General features: G+C 73.4%; 18 protein-coding genes. 6 read left to right on the forward strand and 12 right to left on the reverse strand.

The window, feature by feature from the left end; genetic code table 11:
• The first annotated feature begins 73 nt into the window (after positions 1–73).
• Positions 74–2797: a DEAD/DEAH box helicase gene (locus ACFTZA_RS12990; protein WP_378195303.1), complete on the forward strand. Its 2724-nt coding sequence runs from the start codon at positions 74–76 to the stop codon at positions 2795–2797.
• 21 nt (positions 2798–2818) lie between these two features.
• Here the strand turns inward: ACFTZA_RS12990 and ACFTZA_RS12995 are convergent, their stop codons facing one another.
• Positions 2819–3451, reverse strand: a complete 633-nt coding sequence (locus ACFTZA_RS12995) for a GNAT family N-acetyltransferase (protein ID WP_378195306.1) — start codon at positions 3449–3451, stop codon at positions 2819–2821.
• 90 nt (positions 3452–3541) lie between these two features.
• Here ACFTZA_RS12995 and ybaK point away from each other — a divergent pair, with 90 nt between their 5' ends.
• Entirely contained in the window at positions 3542–4042 is a 501-nt protein-coding gene (ybaK, locus tag ACFTZA_RS13000; protein WP_378195309.1) for a Cys-tRNA(Pro) deacylase, read from the forward strand.
• A 65-nt stretch (positions 4043–4107) separates the two neighbouring features.
• Here the strand turns inward: ybaK and ACFTZA_RS13005 are convergent, their stop codons facing one another.
• A complete protein-coding gene (locus ACFTZA_RS13005) occupies positions 4108–4506 on the reverse strand; it encodes a YccF domain-containing protein (RefSeq protein WP_378195312.1) in 399 nt (132 codons plus the stop codon).
• Between the two features lie 114 nt (positions 4507–4620).
• Here ACFTZA_RS13005 and ACFTZA_RS13010 point away from each other — a divergent pair, with 114 nt between their 5' ends.
• The 3 genes from ACFTZA_RS13010 to ACFTZA_RS13020 all read left to right on the forward strand — a co-directional run bounded on the left by ACFTZA_RS13010 (position 4621) and on the right by ACFTZA_RS13020 (position 8354).
• Positions 4621–5358, forward strand: a complete 738-nt coding sequence (locus ACFTZA_RS13010) for a YggS family pyridoxal phosphate-dependent enzyme (RefSeq protein WP_378195315.1) — start codon at positions 4621–4623, stop codon at positions 5356–5358.
• Between the two features lie 96 nt (positions 5359–5454).
• A complete protein-coding gene (locus ACFTZA_RS13015) occupies positions 5455–7299 on the forward strand; it encodes a glycoside hydrolase family 15 protein (RefSeq protein WP_378195317.1) in 1845 nt (614 codons plus the stop codon).
• Positions 7296–8354, forward strand: coding sequence for a glucose 1-dehydrogenase (locus tag ACFTZA_RS13020; RefSeq protein WP_378195320.1), 1059 nt, complete (start codon positions 7296–7298; stop codon positions 8352–8354). The genes ACFTZA_RS13015 and ACFTZA_RS13020 overlap by 4 nt, the downstream gene beginning before the upstream one ends.
• Before the next feature lie 27 nt (positions 8355–8381).
• Here ACFTZA_RS13020 and ACFTZA_RS13025 read toward each other — a convergent pair whose 3' ends face one another.
• Positions 8382–9431 carry a biotin/lipoate A/B protein ligase family protein gene (locus tag ACFTZA_RS13025; protein WP_378195323.1) on the reverse strand — a complete coding sequence of 350 codons (1050 nt, stop codon included), beginning with the start codon at positions 9429–9431 and terminating at the stop codon, positions 8382–8384.
• Positions 9432–9736: 305 nt separating this feature from the next.
• Entirely contained in the window at positions 9737–11386 is a 1650-nt protein-coding gene (cimA, locus tag ACFTZA_RS13030; RefSeq protein ID WP_378195326.1) for a citramalate synthase, read from the reverse strand.
• A 271-nt stretch (positions 11387–11657) separates the two neighbouring features.
• On the opposite strand from cimA, the gene ACFTZA_RS13035 reads away from it, so the two are divergent.
• The gene (locus ACFTZA_RS13035; RefSeq protein WP_378195329.1) at positions 11658–12251 is read left to right on the forward strand and encodes a DUF6069 family protein; all 594 of its coding nucleotides are present in this window, start codon (positions 11658–11660) and stop codon (positions 12249–12251) included.
• A gap of 62 nt (positions 12252–12313) precedes the next feature.
• Here the strand turns inward: ACFTZA_RS13035 and ACFTZA_RS13040 are convergent, their stop codons facing one another.
• The 8 genes from ACFTZA_RS13040 to ACFTZA_RS13075 form a co-directional block, all read right to left on the reverse strand.
• Positions 12314–13450, reverse strand: coding sequence for a branched-chain amino acid aminotransferase (locus tag ACFTZA_RS13040; RefSeq protein ID WP_378195333.1), 1137 nt, complete (start codon positions 13448–13450; stop codon positions 12314–12316).
• 198 nt (positions 13451–13648) lie between these two features.
• Positions 13649–14692, reverse strand: a complete 1044-nt coding sequence (locus ACFTZA_RS13045; protein ID WP_378195336.1) for a 3-isopropylmalate dehydrogenase — start codon at positions 14690–14692, stop codon at positions 13649–13651.
• Between the two features lie 69 nt (positions 14693–14761).
• Positions 14762–15325: an ASCH domain-containing protein gene (locus ACFTZA_RS13050; RefSeq protein WP_378195339.1), complete on the reverse strand. Its 564-nt coding sequence runs from the start codon at positions 15323–15325 to the stop codon at positions 14762–14764.
• Positions 15326–15768: 443 nt separating this feature from the next.
• Positions 15769–16794 (reverse strand): ketol-acid reductoisomerase, encoded by a 1026-nt coding sequence (gene ilvC / locus ACFTZA_RS13055; RefSeq protein WP_378195342.1) that lies wholly within the window; start codon positions 16792–16794, stop codon positions 15769–15771.
• A 99-nt stretch (positions 16795–16893) separates the two neighbouring features.
• On the reverse strand, positions 16894–17418 hold the full coding sequence (gene ilvN, locus ACFTZA_RS13060) for an acetolactate synthase small subunit (RefSeq protein ID WP_378195345.1): 525 nt from the start codon (positions 17416–17418) through the stop codon (positions 16894–16896).
• Positions 17419–17431: 13 nt separating this feature from the next.
• Complete coding sequence (locus tag ACFTZA_RS13065; protein WP_378195348.1) at positions 17432–19327, reverse strand: acetolactate synthase large subunit; 1896 nt, start codon at positions 19325–19327, stop codon at positions 17432–17434.
• A 400-nt stretch (positions 19328–19727) separates the two neighbouring features.
• Complete coding sequence (locus tag ACFTZA_RS13070) at positions 19728–20735, reverse strand: hypothetical protein (protein ID WP_378195351.1); 1008 nt, start codon at positions 20733–20735, stop codon at positions 19728–19730.
• Positions 20732–21679 (reverse strand): ABC transporter ATP-binding protein, encoded by a 948-nt coding sequence (locus tag ACFTZA_RS13075; protein WP_378195354.1) that lies wholly within the window; start codon positions 21677–21679, stop codon positions 20732–20734. The genes ACFTZA_RS13070 and ACFTZA_RS13075 overlap by 4 nt, the downstream gene beginning before the upstream one ends.
• Between the last annotated feature and the right edge of the window lie 64 nt (positions 21680–21743).

Genomic DNA, 21743 nt, shown 5'->3' on the forward strand with positions numbered 1-21743 from the left:
CTGACAGCGCTGCCAAGTAGCGTCGCGGAACTCGCCCGCACGGGTGGCCGGGCCGACCTGACAGACTCGACCCGTGACCACGACGACCGGCCGCGCCGCCACGCTCCTCGCGCACGTCCCTGCTCCCACCGGCGCCGCGCCCGACCCGGACGCGCTGTACGAGGGCTTCACGACGTGGGCGACCGAGCAGGGTCTCGACCTCTACCCGCACCAGAGCGAGGCGCTCATCGAGCTCGTCTCCGGGTCGCACGTCATCCTCGCGACACCCACCGGTTCGGGGAAGTCGCTCGTCGCGATGGGCGCGCAGTTCGCCGCGCTCGCCGCGCACCGCTCCGGGCGCGGTGGCCGCACGTACTACACCGCGCCGCTCAAGGCGCTGGTCAGCGAGAAGTTCTTCGCGCTCGTCGCGGCGTTCGGGTCCAAGAACGTCGGCATGGCGACCGGCGACTCCGCCGTCAACCCCGACGCCCCGATCATCTGCTGCACTGCGGAGATCCTCGCCAACCTCGCGCTGCGCCGCGGCGCGGGCGACGCCGACGGCCACCCCGGCGGCGACGAGGACGCGATCTCCCAGGTCGTCATGGACGAGTTCCACTTCTACGCCGACCCGCAGCGCGGCTGGGCGTGGCAGGTCCCGCTCCTCGAGCTGCCCCGCACGCAGTTCCTGCTCATGTCCGCGACGCTCGGCGACACGAGCCGGTTCGTCACCGAGCTCGAGGAGCGCTCGGGCCGCCCCGTCGCCGAGGTCACGACGGCGGAGCGGCCCGTCCCGCTGCACTTCAGCTACGTCGTCGAGCCGCTCACCGAGGTGCTCGAGGAGCTCGTCACGACACGCCGCGCCCCGGTGTACGTCGTCCACTTCACGCAGAAGGACGCCGTGGAGCGCGCGCAGTCGCTGCTGTCGATGAACGTCGCGTCGAAGGCCGAGAAGGAGGCCATCGCGGCCGAGCTCGGCGACTTCCGCTTCGGCACCGGCTTCGGGAAGACGCTGAGCAAGTTCCTGCGGCACGGCGTCGGGGTGCACCACGCGGGCATGCTGCCGAAGTACCGCCGCCTCGTCGAGCGCCTCACGCAGGCGGGCCTGCTCAAGGTCGTGTGCGGCACGGACACGCTCGGCGTCGGCATCAACGTGCCCATCCGCACCGTGCTGCTCACGAGCCTCGTGAAGTTCGACGGCGAGCGCATGCGCCACCTCACGGCACGCGAGTTCCACCAGATCGCGGGACGCGCCGGTCGCGCGGGCTATGACACGGTCGGCGAGGTGCTCGTCATGGCGCCCGAGCACGTCGTCGAGAACCGCAAGATGCTCGCCAAGGCGGGCGACGACCCGAAGAAGCTCAAGAAGATCGTCCGCAAGAAGGCGCCGCAGGGCTCCGTCAACTGGACCGACGCGACGTTCGAGCGCCTGCGCGACGCCGACCCCGAGCCGCTGGTCAGCACGTTCCGCGTGACGCACGCGATGGTGCTCAACGTGCTCGCGCGCACGCGCCGCGCGGCCGAGACGGCCGACGCCCAGCACGACCCGGTCGAGGCGATGCGCCACCTCCTGCTCGCCAACCACGACACGGACACCCAGCGCCGCGAGCACGTGCGCCAGACGTTCCGCATCTACCGCTCGCTGCGCGTGGCCGGCATCGTCGAGCGCGTCCGCGTCCCCGACGACTCCCGGCCCGCCGGCTACCGCCCGAGCGTGCGGCTCACCGTCGACGTCCCGCGCGAGTTCGCGCTCAACCAGCCCCTGTCCCCGTTCGCGCTCGCGGCCCTCGACCTGCTCGACGTCGCGAGCCCGACGCACGCCCTCGACGTCGTCTCCGTCATCGAGGCGACGCTCGACGACCCGCGCCAGGTGCTGTACGCGCAGCAGAACGCGGCGAAGGGCGAGGCCGTCGCGGCGATGAAGGCCGAGGGGTACGAGTACGAGGAGCGCATGGCGCTGCTCGAGGAGATCACCTGGCCCAAGCCGCTCGAGGACCTCCTCGCGCCGGCGTTCGCGATGTACAAGCGGTCCAACCCGTGGGTGGCGGACGCCGAGCTCTCCCCCAAGTCGGTCGTGCGCGACATGGTCGAGCGCGCGATGACGTTCGCCGAGTTCGTCTCCGTGTACGGGCTCGAGCGCACCGAGGGCGTCGTGCTGCGCTACCTCGCCGACGCCTACCGGGCACTGCGCCAGGTGGTGCCCGACGAGCACCGCACCGAGGAGGTCCACGAGGTCGTCGAGTGGCTCGGCGAGCTGGTGCGCGGCACGGACTCGTCCCTGCTCGACGAGTGGGAGCGCCTGTCGCGCCCCGTGGACGACGACGCGGACGACCTCGTCGGGGACGGCCCCCTCGCCGGCACCGGCGAGGACGCGCCCGCCCGCCCCGTCACGGGCAACCCGCGCGCGTTCCGCCGCCTCGTGCGCAACGCCATGTTCCGCCGCGTCGAGCTCGCCGCGCGCGAGGACTACCGAGGGCTGGCGGCGCTCGGCGGCGGCTGGGACGCCGACGCCTGGGGCGACGCGCTGGACCCGTTGTTCGAGGCCCAGGGCGACGACGCGGTCGGCATCGGCCCGGGCGCCCGCGCCGCATCCTTGTTCCGGGTCGTCGAGGCCGGCGGCGAGGTGCCGCCGGGCCACGAGGGCCCGACGTCGGACCACGCCCCCGGCGGCGTGGTTCCCGCGGGCACGTGGTTCGTGCGCCAGGTGCTCGACGACCCGGCGGGCGACCACGACTGGGCCATCACCGCGAGCGTCGACCTCGCCGCGAGCGACGAGGCCGGCGCGCCCGTCGTCACGGTCCTCGCGGTCGGTCCTCTGTAGGCCGCCGCCGGCGGTCGCTGCTCAGCGCAGGTCGAGGCGCATGACCCGGCGGCGCGTCGTCGGGCGCGCGACCTCCTCGAGACCGGCGGCGCGGAACGCCTGGACGCTGCCGACCGAGTTCTCGCCCCACGTGATCGGCGCACCGGACGGGTCCAGGATCGGGTACCCCTCGACGGCCGCCGCCCCCTGCTCGCGGGCGAACGCCACCGCGGCGCGCGCCAGGTCGTAGGTGAGCCCGAGCCCGCGGAAACCCGCCCGCACGACGAAGCACGCGACCGCCCACACGTCGGGGTCGTCCTTGTCCTGCGCGCCGCCGGGAGCGCGGCCCTTCCACGGCACGGGGCTGCCCCGCAGCCTGCGGTAGGACGGGCGCGGTCCCACCGCGACCCAGCCGGCGGGCTCGCCGTCGAGGTGGGCGACGAGCCCGCTCGTCCCGGGCGCGTCCGGGTCGCCCGCACTCGTCTGCTCGTGGAGCAGCCGCGCGCGCTCCTCCGGCGGGGTCCGGTACCAGACGCGATCGCCGAGCACCTGGCGCTGGCACCAGCAGACCGCCGGGTAGCCGCGGTCCCCGAAGACGGCGGCGAGCTCGTCCCACGACACCTCGTTCGCGGGGCGCACCTCGACGACCCCTGTCGGACTGCTCGACCTCGGCATACGTCGACGCTAGGCCGGTGGGCGCGGCCGCGGAAGACCTGCGTCGGACCGGGCACGGACGGAGCGGACACGATCGGGCACAATCGGCCCGTGGCCAAGAAGTCGTCGTCCGCCCACGCCGGGACGCCCGCCGTCGCGCTCCTCGAGCGCGACGGCGCGGCGCACACCCTCCACCCCTACGACCACGACCCCGCGAGCGGGCTGAGCTACGGCCTGGAGGCGGCGGCCGCCATCGGCGCCGCGCCCGAGCAGGTGTTCAAGACCCTGCTCGCCGTGGTCGACGGCGGCCCGCTCGTCGTCGGGATCGTGCCCGTCGACCGTCAGCTCGACCTCAAGGCGCTCGCCCGTGCCGTCGGCGGCAAGAAGGCGACCATGGCCGAGCCGGCCGTCGCCGAGCGCGCGACCGGGTACGTCGTCGGAGGCATCTCACCGCTGGGCCAGAAGCAGCGCCACCGCACGGTGCTCGACGAGAGCGCGCTCGCGTTCGACGTCGTCTACGTCTCGGGCGGGCGGCGCGGGCTCGACGTCGGGCTCTCCCCCGCCGACCTGCTGCGCCTCACGGACGGCACGACCGCCCCCGTCGCGAGGTAGAACCTCCGGTCGCGAGGTAGTGCTCCGCGCGTTCTACCTCGCGACCGCAGTTTCTACCTCGGCGTTCAGTGCCGGTACGTCGGGTACGGCGCGTCGCTCGGGACGATCTCCTTGCCGAGCGGCAGGAGCGAGACCGGGATGAGCTTGAGGTTCGCGATGCCGAGCGGGATGCCGATGATCGACACGAACAGCGGGATCGCCGTGATCACGTGCCCGATCGCGAGCCAGATGCCCGCGACGAGCACCCAGATGACGTTGCCGATGGTGGACCACGCGCCCGCGGTCGGCTTGTCGACGACCGTGCGGCCGAACGGCCACAGGGCGTAGCCCGCGATGCGGAACGACGCGATGCCGAACGGGATCGTCACGATCAGCACGCAGCAGACGATGCCGGCCGCGACGTAGCCGAGCGCGAGCCAGAGCCCGGCGAGCACGAGCCAGATGATGTTGAGCAGGGTCTTCACCCGCCCATCGTCGCGCACCGGGCGCCGTCGCGGCTCCGGGACCACCCTGATCTTGGACGTCGACCGGACCCGGACCCCGGCGACCGGTCTGCCGTCCGCACCTAGACTGACCGGGTGCCCGACCCGTCCGCCGACCTCGTCTCGCTCGTCTCCGACAACGTCCGCGGCGTCCGGGCCCGGGTCGACGCCGCGGCCCGGTCGGCCGGGCGCGACCCGTCGGACGTCCGCCTCCTCGTGGCGACGAAGACGCAGCCCGCGGAAGCCGTCCGTGCCGTGGTGGCCGCCGGCGTCGACCTCGTCGGGGAGAACCGCGTCCAGGAGCTCGTCGCGAAGGCGCCCGACGTCGCCGACCTCGTCGCGGCCGGGCTGCTGCGCGTGCACATGATCGGGCGCCTGCAGCGCAACAAGATCAACCAGGTGCTGACGACGGCGTCGGCGGTCGAGTCGGTCGACTCCCCCGAGCTGGCCCGCGCGCTGTCCGCGCGGTGCGTGCGCGACACCCGCACGCTCGACGTCATGCTGCAGGTCAACGTGTCGGGCGAGCCGTCCAAGGCCGGCGTCGGGCCCGACGACGCTCCGGGCGCCGCGCTCGAGGTGGCCACGCTCCCCGGGCTGCGGCTCACCGGCTTCATGACGATCGGCGCCCAGTCGCCGGACGGGTCCGTGGTGCGCGCAGGCTTCGCCCGCCTGCGCGAGGTGCGGGACGCCGTCGTGCGGGCGGGCGACCCGCGCACGCGCGACGCCCGCGAGCTGTCCATGGGCATGAGCGGCGACCTCGAGCTCGCGATCGCCGAGGGGGCCACGACGGTCCGCGTCGGGACCGCGGTGTTCGGCCCCCGCGCCGTGGCCTGACCGGTCACCGGCCGACGCCGACGTGCGCCGCCCCGCCGACGCACGAATACTCGGACCGGGACGACGGCCGCGACGACGGAGGAGGACCACGCGGGCATGGCGGGACTGATCGAGGACTACGGGATCATCGGCGACCTCGAGACCGCCGCGCTGGTCGGACGGGACGGCTCCGTCGACTGGGCGTGCATGCCACGGTTCGACTCCCCCGCGTGCTTCGCCGCGCTGCTCGGCGGGCCGGAGAACGGCCGCTGGAGGATCGCGCCACGGGCGGGCGGCCCGTGCACCTCCCGGCGCTACGTCGGCGACACGCTCGTCCTCGAGTCCACGTGGCGCACCCCCGACGGCGAGCTCACGGTCACCGACTTCATGCCGCCGCGCGACCGCGTCCCCGACCTGGTGCGCGTCGTCGAGGCGCGGGGCGGTCGCGTGCCCGTCGAGATGGACCTGCGGGTCCGGTTCGACTACGGCGGCATCCGGCCGTGGGTCACCACGGAGCCGCACGTGACGGCCGTCGCCGGTCCGGACGCCGTCGCGCTCCAGACGCCCGTGCCGGTCACCCTGGAGGACGGCGTCCTGCGGGCCCGGTTCGACGCCGCACCGGGCACGCCGCTGGCGTTCGTGCTCCAGCACCACCCGTCGCACGAGCCGGCCCCGGGCCCCGTCGACGCCCACGAGGCGCTGGCGCAGACCCTGGACGTGTGGGAGTCGTGGAGCGCGCGCTCCACGTACGACGGGCCGTGGGACGAGGCCGTACGCCGCTCGCTCGTCACGCTCAAGGCGCTCACGTACGAGCCGACGGGCGGCGTCCTCGCCGCGGCCACGACGTCCCTGCCCGAGGAGCTCGGTGGCGTGCGGAACTGGGACTACCGGTTCTCCTGGCTGCGCGACGCGACCTTCACGCTGCAGGCGCTGGTGGCCACCGGGTACCTGCGGGAGGCACGGCGCTGGCGCGAGTGGCTGCTCCGCGCCGCGGCGGGCGACCCGTCCGACCTGCAGATCATGTACGCGCTCGACGGCTGGCGCCGGCTGCCCGAGCAGACGATCGACTGGCTCCCCGGGTACGAGGGGTCCGCTCCCGTGCGGGTCGGCAACGGCGCCTACGACCAGCACCAGCTCGACGTGTGGGGCGAGGTGCTCGACTCCCTGCACGTGGGTCGTCAGGCCGGGATCGCCCCGACCGAGGACGGGTGGGAGCTGCAGCGCGCCCTGCTCGACTACCTCGAGGGGCACTGGACCGACCTCGACAACGGGCTGTGGGAGATCCGGGGCGAGCCGCGCGCGTTCGTCCACTCGCGCGTGCTCGCGTGGGCTGGCGTCGACCGCGCCGTCCGTGCCGTGACCGAGCACGGACTCGACGGCCCGGTCGACCGGTGGCGCGAGCTGCGGGACACCATCCACGCGGACGTCCTGGCGCACGGGTACGACGGCGGGCGCAACACGTTCACGCAGTTCTACGGCTCCCGCGGGGTCGACGCCGCGCTCCTGCTCATCCCTCGGGTCGGCTTCCTGCCGTGGGAGGACCCGCGCGTCGTCGGGACCGTGGAGGCCGTGCAGCGCGAGCTCGGCGTGGACGGCCTGCTGCTGCGCTACGACACGTCGGCCGACGGCCGCGTCGACGGCCTGCCCGGCGACGAGGGCGCGTTCCTCATCTGCACGTTCTGGCTCGTCGAGGCACTGGCCGGCATCGGGCGACGGGACGAGGCGGTCGCGCTGTTCGAGCGTCTGCTGTCCTTGCGCAACGACCTCGGTCTGCTCGCCGAGGAGTACGACACCCGCGCCGGACGCCAGCTCGGCAACGTGCCGCAGGCGTTCAGCCACGTCGGGCTCGTCAACGCGGCCCTCACGCTCGGGCGCGGCGGGCAGCCGGGGACGGGCGGCACGACGTCGCGGGGCGACGACCGGCCACGCGACGGGCGAGCCGACGGGAGGAGCGGACGATGAGGGCGCTGACGCTGGTCCCGGGCGACGCGGGATCCCTCGCGGTGGAGGACCTGCCCGACCCGCAGGCCGGGCCGGGCGAGCTGCTGGTCGAGGGCCTCGTGATGGGCGTGTGCGGCACGGACCGCGAGATCGTCGCCGGGGAGCACGGAAGCGCGCCGGACGGCGAGGAACGCCTGGTCCTCGGGCACGAGTCGCTCGGCCGTGTCCTCGAGGCACCGGCGGGCAGCGCCTTCGCCCCCGGCGACCTCGTCGTGGGCGTCGTGCGCCGTCCCGACCCCGTGCCCTGCGGCGCCTGCGCGCGCGAGCAGTTCGACATGTGCCGCAACGGGCTCTACACCGAGCGGGGCATCGTGGGGCGCCACGGCTACGGCAGCGAGCGCTGGACCGTCGAGCAGGAGTACGCCGTCCTCGTCGACCCGGCCCTCGGCGACCTGGGGGTGCTCGTCGAGCCGACGAGCGTCGTCGTCAAGGCCTGGGCGCAGATCGACGCGGTGGGCGGCCGGGCGTGGTTCGCGCCGGAGCGCGTCCTCGTGACGGGCGCCGGGCCGATCGGGCTGCTCGCCGCGCTGATCGGCGTCCAGCGCGGGCTCGACGTGCACGTCCTCGACCTCGTCGAGGACGGCCCCAAGCCGGAGCTCGTGCGCCGGCTCGGCGCGACGTACCACGCCGGGCCGTCGGGGAAGGTGATGGACGAGCTGGAGCCTGACGTCGTCGTCGAGGCGACCGGCGCACGCCAGGTCGTCATCGACGCCATGTCCCGCACGTCGCACTACGGCGTGACGTGCCTGACGGGCGTCTCCGCCACCGGTCGCGGCGTCCAGGTGGACGCCGGGGCGCTCAACCGCGACCTGGTGCTGGAGAACGACGCGGTCGTGGGCTCGGTCAACGCCAACGTCGACCACTACCGCGGCGCGACGGACGTGCTCGCCGCCGCGGACCGGGACTGGCTCGGCGGGCTCGTCACCCGCCGTGTCGGCCTCGACGACGTGCACGACGCGCTCCGCGCCCGGCCGGACGACGTGAAGGTCGTCGTAGACCTCCGCACGACGGCGTAGCGGACGTCGCGGCGGGTCCCGCCGCGCTCAGGGGACGCGCGCGGTCCACTCCGGGCTCGAGAACTTGGTGCGCGCGAGCTCCTCGGCCCGCGCCCGCTCGTCGGGCGAGACCTTGCCCTCGACCGTGCGGTAGCGCGAGCGGAAGTGTGCCTTGAACGCCTCGATGACGTCCTCGCGCGCCATGCCCGTCTGCGAGCGCACGGGGTCCACGCGCTTGTTCGCGCTCGTCGTGCCCTTGTCGGAGAGCTTCTCGCGGCCGATGCGCAGCACCTCGGTCATCTTGTCCGCGTCGATGTCGTAGGCCATGGTCACGTGGTGGAGCACCGCTCCTCCGCGCAGCCGCTTCTGCGCGGCCCCCGCGATCTTGCCCGCGGGCGACGCGATGTCGTTGAGCGGCTTGTACGTCGCGTCGACGCCGACGTCCGCGAGCGCACCGAGCACCCAGTCGTCGAGGAACGCGTACGAGCGCTCGAAGCTCAGCCCCTCGACGAGCGACGCCGGCACGTACAGCGAGTAGGTGATCGTGTTGCCGGGCTCGACGAACATGGCGCCCCCGCCGGAGATCCTCCGCACGACCGTCACGCCGTGCCGCTCGGCCCCCTCGGCGTCGACCTCGTTGCGCAGCGACTGGAACGACCCGATGATCACCGCCGGCGCGCCCCACTCCCAGATCCGCAGGGTGGGGCGGCGGTTCCCGGCGTCGAGCTCCTCGGTGAGCACCTGGTCGAGCGCGAGGTGCATCGCCGGGGACTCCGGTCCCTCGTGCACGATCTCGAACTCGTGGTCGTGCCAGCCGGTCGCGCGCCCGAGCGCACGACGCACTGCGATCGCGACCGCGTCGGGCGAGAACCCGATCATCGTCACGTCGTCGGCCAGCGCGCGACGGACGGCGTCCCCGAGCTGCGCCACGGTCGCCGTCTCGGGCATCCCGGTCAGCGCCCGGTCGATGTCCTCCAGAGCGTCGTCAGGCTCGAGGAAGAAGTCGCCGCTCAGCGCGACGCGGGAGAGCCTCCCCGCGTCCACCTCGACGTCGACCGCCACGAGCTTGCCACCGGGGACCTTGTACTCACCGCGCACCCGCCCAGCCTAAGCCCGACACGGCGAGACGCAGGCCGCGGGAGCGGAACCACGAGGCGGGACGACGGACGAGCGGACGGGCCGGAGCGCGCGGGGTCGCGGCGAGGTCGACGGACGAGCGGACGGGCCGGAGCGCGCGGGGTCGCGGCGAGGTCGACGGACGAGCGGACGGGCCGGAGCGGGCGGGGTCGCGGGTCGTGGCGGGTCTGGCGGGAGGCCGCGAGGCACGAGCGGCCAGATGGTAGACCCGCGACCCCGCCCGCGGAGGCCCGCCGGCGCACCCGGCCACGGCCACCCGCGAGACGTCAGCGGGGCTCGACCCCCGCGTGCACGAGCCCATAGATCGCCGAGTCCGTCAGCGCCTCCCACGCCGCCTCGATAAGGTTCGGGCCGACGCCGACGGTCGACCACGACGACACCCCGTCCGTCGTCTCGATGAGGACGCGCGTGATCGCGTCGGTGCCCTGCTCGGTGTCGAGGATGCGGACCTTGAAGTCGATGAGCTCGTACGCCTCGATCTCCGGGTAGACGCGCGTGAGCGCGAGGCGCAGCGCGTGGTCGAGCGCGTTCACGGGACCGTTGCCCTCACCCGTCGTGACGATGCGCTCGCCGCCGGCGTGGAGCTTGACCGTCGCCTCGGCCTTCGCCTCGGTCCCGCGCCCGCCCGCGCGCTCGACGATCGTGCGCCAGCTCTCGACGCGGAAGTACCCGGGACGCTGGCCCGCGATCTCCTCGCGCAGCAGCAGCTCGAACGACGCGTCGGCGGCCTCGTACGTGTAGCCGCGCGCCTCGTCGTCCTTCACGCGGTTCGTCACGCGCGTGAGCAGCTCGCCCTGCCCGGCGAGGTCGAAGCCGAGCTCGCGGCCCTTGAGCTCGATGGAGGCGCGACCCGCCATGTCGGAGACGAGCATGCGGATGTCGTTGCCGACCGTCGTCGGGTCGATGTGCTGGTAGAGGTCCGGGTCGACCTTGATGGCGCTGGCGTGGAGGCCGGCCTTGTGGGCGAACGCGCTCGAGCCGACGTAGGGCTGCCGCGCGTACGGCGAGATGTTCGTGATCTCGGCGACGGCGTGCGCGATGCGCGTCGAGTCCTCGAGGCCTTCGCCCGCGAGCGTGCGCAGGCCGTGCTTGAGCTCGAGGTTGGCGACGACGGTGAGCAGGTCCACGTTGCCCGTGCGCTCCCCGTACCCGTTGACGGTGCCCTGCACGTGCGCGGCCCCGGCCTCGACCGCGGCGAGCGTGTTCGCGACGGCGCAGCCGGAGTCGTTGTGCGCGTGCATGCCGAGCAGGCGGTCGCCCGGCTGGGCGTCGCGCCCGTGCACGAGCCCGACGGCGTCACGCAGCTCGGCGACGACGTCGCCCACCCAGGTGGGCAGCATGCCGCCGTTCGTGTCGCACAGTGCGACGACCTCGGCGCCGGCCTCGAACGCGGCGGTGACGGCGGCACGGGTGAACGCCGGGTCGTGGCGGTAGCCGTCGAAGAAGTGCTCGGCGTCGACGACGACGCGGCGCCCCTCGCCCACGAGGAACGTGACGGTGTCGGTGATCATCGCGAGGCCCTCGTCGGGCGTCGTGCGCAGCGCGCGCTCGACGTGCCGCACGTCGGACTTGGCGACGAGCGTGACGACGGGCGCCTCGGAGTCCAGGAGCGCACGCACCTGGGGGTCGTCCCACGCACGGACGCCGGCCTTGCGGGTCGCCCCGAAGGCGGCGAGGACCGCGTTCCGCAGGTCCAGCTCCTTCGCGGCACGGCGGAAGAACTCCGTGTCCTTGGGGACCGCGCCGGGCCACCCGCCCTCGACGAACCCGACCCCGAGCTCGTCGAGCAGCGGGGCGATCGCGAGCTTGTCGGCGACGGAGAGGTTCATGCCCTCCTGCTGGGCGCCGTCGCGCAGCGTCGTGTCGTAGACGTGGAAGACCGGCGGGGTCGTCACGGGGGTCGTCTGCGAGGTCATGGGCCTCTTCCTGCCGATTCGCTGGATCTGGTGCCGCGCGCCGGACCGTGGTGGTGCCCGGCAACAAAAAGACCCCCCGGGGTGCGGGAGGTCTGCGCGTCCGACGAGTGCTTCCGGACGCGCTACTCGATAATGAGCGAGGAGACGTGTGTCACAGGCGACATAGTGCCACAGGTCCCGGCACGATGGACGCGGCGTCCATCCTCTGGGCAGCCGCATGCAGTCCCGCGCGCCGCGCGGCCCTGCGACCGGACCGAGCGAGGGAGTGACGATGAGCGACCCCACCGGCTACGACCCCCAGCGCGAGACCAGGCGGTACGGCCAGCCGCCCGCGCAGCCTGCCGGCGGCGCCTACGGGCAGCCTCCGTCCGTCCCGCCGTCGGGCGACCCGCGGGGAGACTTCTCGCAGCAGCGGCCCGTGACCAGCGACTCCGACCCACGCCTGACCGTCGAGGCGGGGCGCTTCTGGGCGGGCGCCGCCGCCACCGCGCTCGTCGCCGCCCTCATCGGGCTGATCGCCGTCATCGTCTTCGAGCGCATCTTCGGGGTCGCTCTCGTCCCGCCGCCGGACATCTTCGGCACGGGGTCGCAGCAGGCCGCCTACGCGATCGACGGCGCGATCCTCGCGCTCCTCGCGGCGGGCCTGCTGCACCTGCTGATCCTGAGCACGCCGCGCCCACGCGCGTTCTTCGGCTGGATCATGGCGCTCGTCATCGTCGTGATCGCCGTCCTGCCGTTCGCGTGGACGGACGACCTCACCGCCGCGGCGCTGTCCGGGCTCGTCAACCTGCTCATCGGCGTCGCGGTCTGGTCGCTGCTCGCCGGCGTCGCGGGCCGCACGATCGTCCGGCGCCCCGCCGTCTGACGACGCACGGGGCGCCGGGCGCGTCGGGCACGTCGGCTCAGGGCCCGGCCGCTCGCGGCGGCTCAGGCCAGACGGCGCAGCCAGCCGTGCCGGTCCGCGGACCGGCCGGTCTGGATGTCCGTGAGCTCCGTGCGGACCGCCATGGTGAGCTGTCCCGCGCCGCCGTCGGCGATGATCTCGTCGAAGTCGGAGCCGGCGAGCCGGCCGATCGGCGTGATCACGGCAGCGGTGCCGCACGCGAACACCTCGGTGACGGACCCGTCACGGATGCCCGCGAGCAGATCGGTCAGCGGGATCCGGCGCTCGACCACCTCGTGCCCGCGGTCCGTGAGCAGCTGGATGATCGACGACCGCGTGACGCCCTCGAGGATGGAGCCGGTGAGCTCGGGCGTCTCGACGGAGCCGTCGGCACGCACGACGAACACGTTCATGCCGCCGAGCTCCTCGAGGTGCGTGCGCGTCGCCGAGTCGAGGAAGCACACCTGCTCGCAGCCGTGCTGCTGCGCCACGACCTGCGGCAGCAGGCTCGAGGCGTAGTTGCCGCCGCACTTGGCGGCACCCGTGCCGCCGGCGCCCGCACGGCTGTACTCGCGGTCGACCCAGATCGACACCGGCTTCACGCCGCCGGAGAAGTACGGCCCGACGGGCGAGGCGATGACGAGGTACTCGGCCTCGAGCGAGGGGCGCACGCCGAGGAAGGCCTCCGAGGCGTACATGAACGGCCGCAGGTACAGGCTCGCCTCGTCGCCCGACGGCACCCACTCGACGTCCGTGCGCACGAGCGCGGTGATCGAGGCGACGAAGTCGTCCACGGGGAGCGCGGGCAGGGCGAGGCGGTGCGCGGAGCGGGCGAACCGTGCCGCGTTCGCCTCGGGGCGGAACGTCCACACCGATCCGTCGGCGTGACGGTACGCCTTCATGCCCTCGAAGATCTCCTGCGCGTAGTGCAGGACTGCGGTCGCCGGGTCGAGCTGGAGCGGGCCGTACTTCTCGACGCGCCGGTCCGTCCATCCGTCGGTCGAGTTCCAGCTGATCCGCGCCATGTGGTCCGTGAAGACCGTGCCGAACTTCGGGGCCGCGATCGCGGCCTCGCGCTCGGCCGCAGGACGCGGCGCGTCGGAGCGGCGGACGTCGAAGAGGGCGATGAGGTCCTCCGTCGAGGAGGACGGCTCGTGCTGCGCTGCAAGCGGGGTGCTCATCATGAGGCCTTTCACCAGGTGACCCGGGTGGTCTTCGCCTAGTTTTCCACGTCGGGCGAGCCCTGTGAGGGCAGCGCGGCGCGGCACGGCGTCACCGGGTCGAAACGAGAGGGTTCCGGTCCGGGGTTCGACGACCGAGGCGAGGACCGGCCGGCCCGGCAGGAAGCACGGGTGGCGCGGTCAGGGTGACCGGCGCGGTCAGCCGGCGACGCGAGCGGCGAGCTCGCGGCCCACCTCGGCCGTCGAGCGTACTCGGGTCCCCCGCTCGGCGAGGTCGGCCGCGACGGCCGACTCGACGCGACGCGCCTCGTCGGCGAGGCCCAGGTGGTCGAGCAGCAGGGCGACGGACAGCACCGTCGCCGTCGGGTCGGCCTTGCCCTGGCCCGCGATGTCGGGCGCCGAGCCGTGGACCGGCTCGAACATCGACGGCGCGGTGCGGTCCGGGTTGATGTTCGCCGACGCCGCCAGGCCGATGCCGCCGGTGATCGCGGCGGCCTGGTCCGTGAGGATGTCGCCGAACAGGTTGTCCGTGACGATGACGTCGAAGCGCGACGGGTTCGTCGTGAGGAAGATCGTCGCGGCGTCCACGTGCAGGTAGTCGGTCGTGACGTCGGGGAACTCCGCGTTGACCGCTTCGACCGTGCGACGCCACAGGTGGCCCGCGTGCACGAGGACGTTGTGCTTGTGCACCAGCGTGAGGTGCTTGCGCGGGCGGGCCTGCGCCCGGGCGAACGCGTCGCGCACGACACGCTCGACGCCGAACGCCGTGTTCACGGACACCTCGGTCGCGATCTCGTGCGGCGTGCCGGTGCGCAGTGCGCCACCGTTGCCGACGTAGGGGCCCTCGGTGCCCTCGCGCACCACGACGAAGTCGATCTCGCCGGGGTCCGCCAGCGGGGAGGTGACGCCCGGGTACAGCTTGCCGGGACGCAGGTTCACGTAGTGGTCGAGCGCGAAGCGCAGCTTGAGCAGCAGGCCGCGCTCCAGGACGCCGGACGGGACGCTCGGGTCGCCGATCGCGCCGAGCAGGATCGCGTCGTGCCCGCGGATCGCCTCGAGGTCGGCGTCCGTGAGGGTCTCCCCCGTCGCGTGCCAGCGGCGCGCGCCCAGGTCGAACGGCGTCGTCGTGACCTTCACGTCCGTGCCCGCGAGGACGGACTCGAGGACGGTCAGGCCCTGCTCGACGACCTCGGTCCCGATGCCGTCGCCGGCGACGACCGCCAGCTCGATGGTGCGCGTCATGCGAGCGACCCTACGCCCGCGAACCACGGACCGGGACGGCGATCTCACTGTCCGGACGCGGCCTGGGGGTCAGCGCGGGTAGCGCAGCTCGAACCGCTCGCACACCACCGGCATGTCGTCGCCGACCTCGCGGTCGAGCACGCGGGCGAAGTACCCGCGGTGGCCCTCGCGCCACTCGTCCCCGGTCGTGTCCCCCTCGCCCTCCGCGAGGGCGAAGTCGGCCCCGACCTCGCCGAACGGGACGATCTCGACCGACGTCGTGCGGATCAGCGCCCGCGGGTTCCCCGCCCCGTCGAGCAGGATCGACAGCTCGCCCTTCTCCGGCACGGGGGTCTCGTCGTCGTACTCCCACAACGACGACGACGTCGCCGTCTTGGCGCCGGAGAGCACCGCGGCGAGCAGCGTGTCCGCCAGCCGCGGGTTGTCGCCGAAGGACCAGGCCGGCGGGGGCAGGCTCTCCCGGGCGCCGGCCCCGATCACCACGCCGACCCGCCCGATCCCTGCGCTCGGGCGCGCGGCCTCCCAGAACGCGAGGATCGCCCGCGCCTGCTCGTCACCGCCGTCGACCGACGCGGGCGCCGTCGCGCCCTCGTCCTCACGCCCTGCCATCGCGTCCCCCTGTGCTGCCGTCATGCAGGCATCCTCCCCCACCCGCGGGCGAACTGCCCGGTCCCGGCACGTTCGTCCCGCCGTGTGTCGCCCCGTCCGCGGCGTGATCGCCCGACGCCGGGGCACGGCGGGCGGCCGGCGCCCGGGGCGAGACGCACGAGGGGTGGGTGACGCGTGCTGCGCGGTCGTGGTCGGGCCTGGCGGGAGCGCCGAGGCACGAGGCGCGGATGGTAGACCGCGCAGCACGCGTCACCCACCCCGTCGAGGTGAGCGCGGACGGTTCAGCGATAGGTCAGCGTGCGGCGCTGCCCTCGGACCTCATGGTCGGGCAGACACCTCCCGCCGACTCCGGCAAGGGCTCCTTCGTCGCCCTGCCTGCGTCAGCGTGCGGCGCTGCCCCGGACCTCGTGGTCGGGCAGACACCTCCCGCCGACTCCGGCAAGGGCTCCTTCGTCGCCCTGCCTGCGTCAGCGTGCGGCGCTGCCCTCCGTGTAGTCGGCGTCCTGCTGCTTCCACGCGAACAGCGACCGCAGATCCTTGCCGACCTTCTCGATCGGGTGCTGCGCGGCCTGCTCGCGGAGCTTCTGGAACTCCGGCGCGCCGGCGTCCTGGTCGTCGATGAAGCGCTTCGCGAAGGCGCCGGCCTGGATGTCCGCCAGGACGGCCTTCATGTTCTCCTTGACGTGCGGGTCGATGACGCGCGGGCCGGAGACGTAGTCGCCGTACTCGGCCGTGTCGGAGACGGACCAGCGCTGCTTGGCGATGCCGCCCTCCCACATGAGGTCGACGATCAGCTTGAGCTCGTGGAGCACCTCGAAGTACGCGATCTCCGGCTGGTAGCCGGCCTCGCTGAGGGTCTCGAAGCCGTACTGGACGAGCTGGGAGACACCGCCGCACAGGACGGCCTGCTCGCCGAAGAGGTCGGTCTCGGTCTCCTCGGTGAACGTCGTCCTGATGACGCCCGCGCGGGTGCCGCCGATCGCCTTCGCGTACGACAGGGCGACGTCCCAGGCCTGGCCGGACGCGTCCTTCTCGACCGCGATGATGTCCGGGATGCCGCGGCCCGCGACGAACTCGCGGCGCACCGTGTGGCCCGGCGCCTTGGGAGCGACGAGGACGACGTCGACGCCCTCGGGGGCCTCGATGTAGCCGAAGCGGATGTTGAACCCGTGCGCGAACGCGAGCGTCTTGCCCTCGGCGAGGTGCGGCTTGATGTCGTCGTTGTAGATCGTCCGCTGGTGCTGGTCGGGAGCGAGGATCATGACGAGGTCCGCCCACGCCGCCGCGTCGGCGACGGACTTGACCTCGAAGCCCTCGTCCTGCGCCTTGGCGACGGACTTGGAGCCCTCGCGCAGGGCGACGACGACCTCGACGCCGGAGTCGCGCAGGTTCTGCGCGTGCGCGTGCCCCTGGCTCCCGTAGCCGACGACCGCGACCTTCTTGCTCTGGATGATGGACAGGTCGGCGTCGTCGTCGTAGAACAGCTCAGCCACGGTGGGTCTCCTCGGTTGGTCGTGTGCGGTGCGTGGGTCGTGCGGTGGTGCCGCCCTCGCCCGGCGCCCGTGCGGGTCCGGTGCGAGGGTAGGCGATGGTCAGGCGGACCGGACGACGCGTTCCAGCGCTCGGTCGGTGATGGAGCGGGCGCCGCGCCCGACGGCGACGGCCCCGGACTTGACGATCTCGCGGATGCCGTAGGGCTCCAGTGCGCCGAGCAGGGCGTCGAGCTTCTCGCCTGTGCCGGTGGCCTCGATCGTCACGGCGTCGGGGACGACGTCGACGACCTTCGCGCGGAACAGGTTGACGACCTCGAGCACGCCGGTGCGGTTCGCGCCGTCGGCGCGCACCTTGACGAGCATGAGCTCGCGCTGGACCGACGCGGCCGCGTCGAGCTCGACGATCTTGATGACGTTCACGAGCTTGTTGAGCTGCTTCGTCACCTGCTCGAGCGGGCGCTCCTCGACGTCGACCACGACGGTGATGCGCGAGATCTCCTCGTGCTCCGTCGGCCCCACGGCGAGCGAGTGGATGTTGAACGCGCGGCGCGCGAAGAGGCCGGCGACGCGCGTGAGCACGCCGGGCTTGTTCTCGACGAGCACGGAGAGGGTGTGGCGGGACATGGCTGCGCGCTCCTCAGTCTTCGCGGTCCCACGCGGGCGAGATGCCGCGCGCGTACTGGATGTCGTCGTTGCTCACGCCGGCGGCGACCATCGGCCACACCATGGCGTCGCGGGAGACGGTGAAGTCCACGACGACGGGGCGGTCGTCGATCTCCATCGCCCGCTTGATCGCGGCGTCGACCTCGCCCGCCGACTCGACGCGGATGCCCTCGCACCCGTACGCGTCGGCGAGCTTGACGAAGTCGGGCACGCGACGGGTGCCGTGGCCGGTGTGCAGGTCGGTGTTCGAGTAGCGCATGTCGTAGAACAGCGTCTGCCACTGGCGCACCATGCCGAGGGAGCTGTTGTTGATCAGCGCGACCTTGATCGGGATCTCGTTGATCGTGCAGGTCGCGAGCTCCTGGTTGGTCATCTGGAAGCAGCCGTCGCCGTCGATCGCCCACACGGTCGCGTCCGGGCGCCCCACCTTCGCGCCCATCGCCGCGGGGATCGAGAAGCCCATGGTGCCGAGACCGCCGGAGTTGATCCACGTGCGCGGGTGCTCGTACCGGATGAACTGCGCGGCCCACATCTGGTGCTGGCCGACGCCGGCGGTGTAGATCGTGTCCGGGCCCGCGATCTCGCCCAGCCGCGAGATGACGTGCTGCGGCGCGAGGTGGCCGTCGTCCGGCGCGGTGTACCCGAGCGGGTACGTCTCGCGCCAGTCGTCGATCTGGCGCCACCAGGCCTCGACGTCGGGCTTGCCGTGGGAGGCGTGCTCGCGCTCGAGCTCCGGGACGAGGTCCGCGAGGACCTCCTTGAGGTCGCCGACGATCGGGACGTCCACGTCCCGGTTCTTGCCGATCTCGGCCGGGTCGATGTCGGCGTGCACGATCGCGGCGTGCGGGGCGAAGCTCGAGAGCTTGCCGGTGACGCGGTCGTCGAACCGTGCGCCGAGGGAGACGACGAGGTCGGCCTTCTGCAGGGCGGCGACGGCGGGCACCGTGCCGTGCATCCCCGGCATGCCGAGGTTCTGCGGGTGCGTGTCCGGCACGGCGCCGCGGGCCATGAGCGTCGTGACGACGGCCGCGCCGGACAGGTCCACCAGACGCCGCAGCTCGGCCGAGGCGTCGGCGCGGATCACGCCTCCGCCCACGTACAGCACCGGGCGCCGCGACGAGGCGAGCAGCCGTGCGGCCTCGCGGATCTGCTTGCTGTGCGGCTTGGTCACCGGGTGGTAGCCGGGCAGGTGGACGTCCTGCGGCCAGGAGAAGGCGGTCGTCGACTGCATCGCCGACTTCGCGATGTCGACGAGCACGGGACCGGGACGGCCGGTCGACGCGATGTGGAACGCCTCGGCGATCGTGCGCGGGATCTCGGCGGGATCGGTCACGAGGTAGGAGTGCTTGGTGATCGGCATGGTGATGCCGACGATGTCCGCCTCCTGGAAGCCGTCCGTGCCGATCAGCGACTCCGCGACCTGCCCGGTGATCGCGACGAGCGGGACGGAGTCCATGTGCGCGTCGGCGATGGGCGTGACGAGGTTCGTCGCGCCCGGGCCGGAGGTCGCCATCGTCACGCCGACCTTCCCGGTCGCGTGGGCGTAGCCCTGCGCCGCGTGCCCGCCGCCCTGCTCGTGGCGCACGAGGATGTGGCGCAGGCGCTGGGAGTCCATGAGCGGGTCGTACGTCGGGAGGATCGCGCCGCCGGGGATCCCGAAGACGACCTCGGCGCCGACCTCCTCGAGCGAGCGGACGATCGACTGCGCGCCGGTCATCTCCTCGCCGACCGCCGAGGCGGACCGGGCCGGCGCGCGGCGGGCGTCGGTCCGGGGGGCGACGGACGCCGGCGTCGGGGCGGGCTTCGGCGCCGGCACGGAGGACGCCGGGGCGTCCTGTCGCGCGGCTGCCGGGGTGGGACCCTGGGCCATGGTGTCTCCTGCGTGTCGTGGCCTCGGCCCGGCGGGCGTCCCGGGGGACGCTCCGCCGGTGCCGGAGCCGACCGTCGTGGTGCGGTCGTGCGGTTCGCGCGTGCGGGTGCCGGGACCCACGGGTCTCGCGGGGGCGGCAGTCGCGTGGCCTGGTGGGCCGGTCGCGTCGTGCTGTGCGGTTGTGGTGGCAACAAAAAACCCCTCGGACCCGGGGATACGGGCTGGACGAGGGGTGAGCGCGCTGACGAAGCCTGTGTGCGTGGCCTCAGCCGGCGCGCTCAGGAAGTACTACGAGAAGGATCGTCTGCACGGCATGGGACTCTACGCCGCCCCTCCGGCGATGTCACGTGTCGAGGCGCCCGTCTCACGGGATGGGACGGGCGCGAGTGCCGCGACGCGGTCAGGCCACGTCGCGGCGTCGGAACACCGCCACCGCGAGCACGGACAGCACGGCCGTCACGCCGAGCAGGTAGAGGCCACCCTGCGCGAGCGTCAACGTCTCCTGCACCCCCTGGCACGTCGTGCCGTCCGGCCCGGTGGTGCACTCCTCGAGCCAGATCGACAGGTCGCCCTGCACCCATGCGGCGACGTTGCTGCGCACGAGCCAGCGCTGGGTGTCCTGGACGGCCAGGACGGCGACGGTCTCCACCACCACGACCCACACGACGACGGCGCCGAGCGCCCCGGCCGCGTTGCGCAGCAGCACGCCGAGCGCGGCGCCCGTCGCGGCGACGAGGGCGGCGGCGACGACCGCGCGGCCCCCCACGCCCGCGAGCTCCACCCACGTGTCCGCCGTGACGGGACCGAGCTGCCCGTTGACCGCGTACGCGCCGTACGCCCCGCCCAGCATCACGAGGTAGGCGGTCGCGACGACGGGGAGCACCCCGAGCGCGGCGCCGGCGGCCTTCGTCCAGTACACGCGCTGCCGCCTCGGCTCGAACGTCAGCCACAGCCCGATCGCGCCGGTCGAGATCTCCGCCGTGAGGAACGTGACGCCGGCGACCAGCGCGAAGAGCAGCAGGAGCGGCGCGAGCTGTCCGACCGTCGCCGCCCCCGACGTCGTCCACGAGCTCCCCTCCGCCTCGAACGTCGGTGTCTGCGGGAGGAACCACTCCAGCTGCGGCGCCATGTCCTCGCACCCGAAGTCGACGCCCGGGTCGGTCTGCCGAGCGGCCTCCTCGTCGCGCTCGCACTGCGCGACCTGCTCCTCGCCGTGGCTCTCCCACAGCGCGAGCTCGCTCTCGTACGCCTGGTGCGCCGCCGCCACCTGGGCGTCGGACGCCGGCCGGCTCGCGACGAACGCCAGCACGACCGTCAGCACCGCGAGCGCGACGGTCCCCGCCGCGGCCCAACGGACAAGACGACGGGCCGAGAAGCGGCGGAGCTCCACGCGCAGCAGGCGGCTCATGCCGTCACCTCCTGCGCCGCGAGGCGACGATCGTGTCGGGACCCGGCGGCGGCGTCCTTGGCGGTGAGCTCGAGGAAGACCGACTCGAGCCCGGCCTGGACCGGGACGAGCTCGTCGACCCACAGGTCCTGCTCCGCGAGCGCGCGCGTGATCCGCGCCGGCTCGACGACGCCGTCGACGAGCAGGTTCCGCCCGTCCCGGCGCACGGCGTGACCGGCGGCGGTCAGGACGTCGGCGGCCCGGTCCGGGTCCTGCACGCCCACGCGGACCGACCGGGCCCCGGCGCCGATCAGGTCCTCGACGCGCCCGCTCGCGATGAGCCGGCCGCGCGCGACGATCGACACGGTGTCGGCCACCTGCTCGACCTCGGCGAGGATGTGGCTGCTCACCAGCACGGTCCTGCCACGCTGGGCCAGCCCGCGCATGGTGTCGCGGATCTCGCGGATGCCGGCAGGGTCGAGCCCGTTGGTCGGCTCGTCGAAGATCAGCAGGTCGGGGTCCTTGAGCAGCGTCGCCGCGACGGCGAGCCGCTGCTTCATGCCGAGCGAGAAGCCGCGGTAGGGGTCGCGGGCGCGCTCGGCGAGACCGACCTCCGCCAGCACCTCGCCCACCCGTCCGGGCGGCGCGCCGATCGCCCCGGCGAGCAGCTCGAGGTTCCGGCGCGCGCTGAACGAGGGGAAGAACTTCGGCGACTCGACGATCGCGCCCACCCGTCCGATGACGTCGGGCAGGTGTCGCGGCACCTCGTGGCCGAAGACCCGGGCCTCGCCGGAGTCCGGGCGCACGAGGCCGAGCAGCATGCGGATCGTCGTCGTCTTGCCGGACCCGTTCGGGCCGAGAAAGCCGTGGACCCCGCCGACGGGGACCACGAGGTCGAGCCCCTCGACGCCCACGGCCCGCCCCCGCACGGTGCGGTACGTCTTGCGCAGTGCCCGGGTCTCCACCGCCGGGACGTCTGACGTGCCGTGCACCTGTGCCCCCTCGCCGGCCGCGCGGCGGCCTCGCCCC

The sequence above is a fragment of the Cellulosimicrobium sp. NPDC057127 genome (assembly GCF_042670945.1).
Classification (GTDB): Bacteria; Actinomycetota; Actinomycetes; order Actinomycetales; family Cellulomonadaceae; genus Cellulosimicrobium.

Bases quoted from the DNA above. Each gene is read 5' to 3' on its own strand.
- cimA (WP_378195326.1), bottom strand. From the start codon at position 11,386: ATGACCTCGCAGACGACCCCCGTGACGACCCCGCCGGTCTTCCACGTC.
- ilvN (WP_378195345.1), bottom strand. From the start codon at position 17,418: ATGTCCCGCCACACCCTCTCCGTGCTCGTCGAGAACAAGCCCGGCGTG.
- ACFTZA_RS13045 (WP_378195336.1), bottom strand. From the start codon at position 14,692: ATGACGCGCACCATCGAGCTGGCGGTCGTCGCCGGCGACGGCATCGGG.
- ACFTZA_RS13040 (WP_378195333.1), bottom strand. From the start codon at position 13,450: ATGAGCACCCCGCTTGCAGCGCAGCACGAGCCGTCCTCCTCGACGGAG.
- ACFTZA_RS13015 (WP_378195317.1), top strand. From the start codon at position 5,455: ATGGCGGGACTGATCGAGGACTACGGGATCATCGGCGACCTCGAGACC.
- ACFTZA_RS13050 (WP_378195339.1), bottom strand. From the start codon at position 15,325: ATGACGGCAGCACAGGGGGACGCGATGGCAGGGCGTGAGGACGAGGGC.
- ACFTZA_RS13070 (WP_378195351.1), bottom strand. From the start codon at position 20,735: ATGAGCCGCCTGCTGCGCGTGGAGCTCCGCCGCTTCTCGGCCCGTCGT.
- ACFTZA_RS13065 (WP_378195348.1), bottom strand. From the start codon at position 19,327: ATGGCCCAGGGTCCCACCCCGGCAGCCGCGCGACAGGACGCCCCGGCG.
- ACFTZA_RS13020 (WP_378195320.1), top strand. From the start codon at position 7,296: ATGAGGGCGCTGACGCTGGTCCCGGGCGACGCGGGATCCCTCGCGGTG.
- ACFTZA_RS12995 (WP_378195306.1), bottom strand. From the start codon at position 3,451: ATGCCGAGGTCGAGCAGTCCGACAGGGGTCGTCGAGGTGCGCCCCGCG.
- ACFTZA_RS13035 (WP_378195329.1), top strand. From the start codon at position 11,658: ATGAGCGACCCCACCGGCTACGACCCCCAGCGCGAGACCAGGCGGTAC.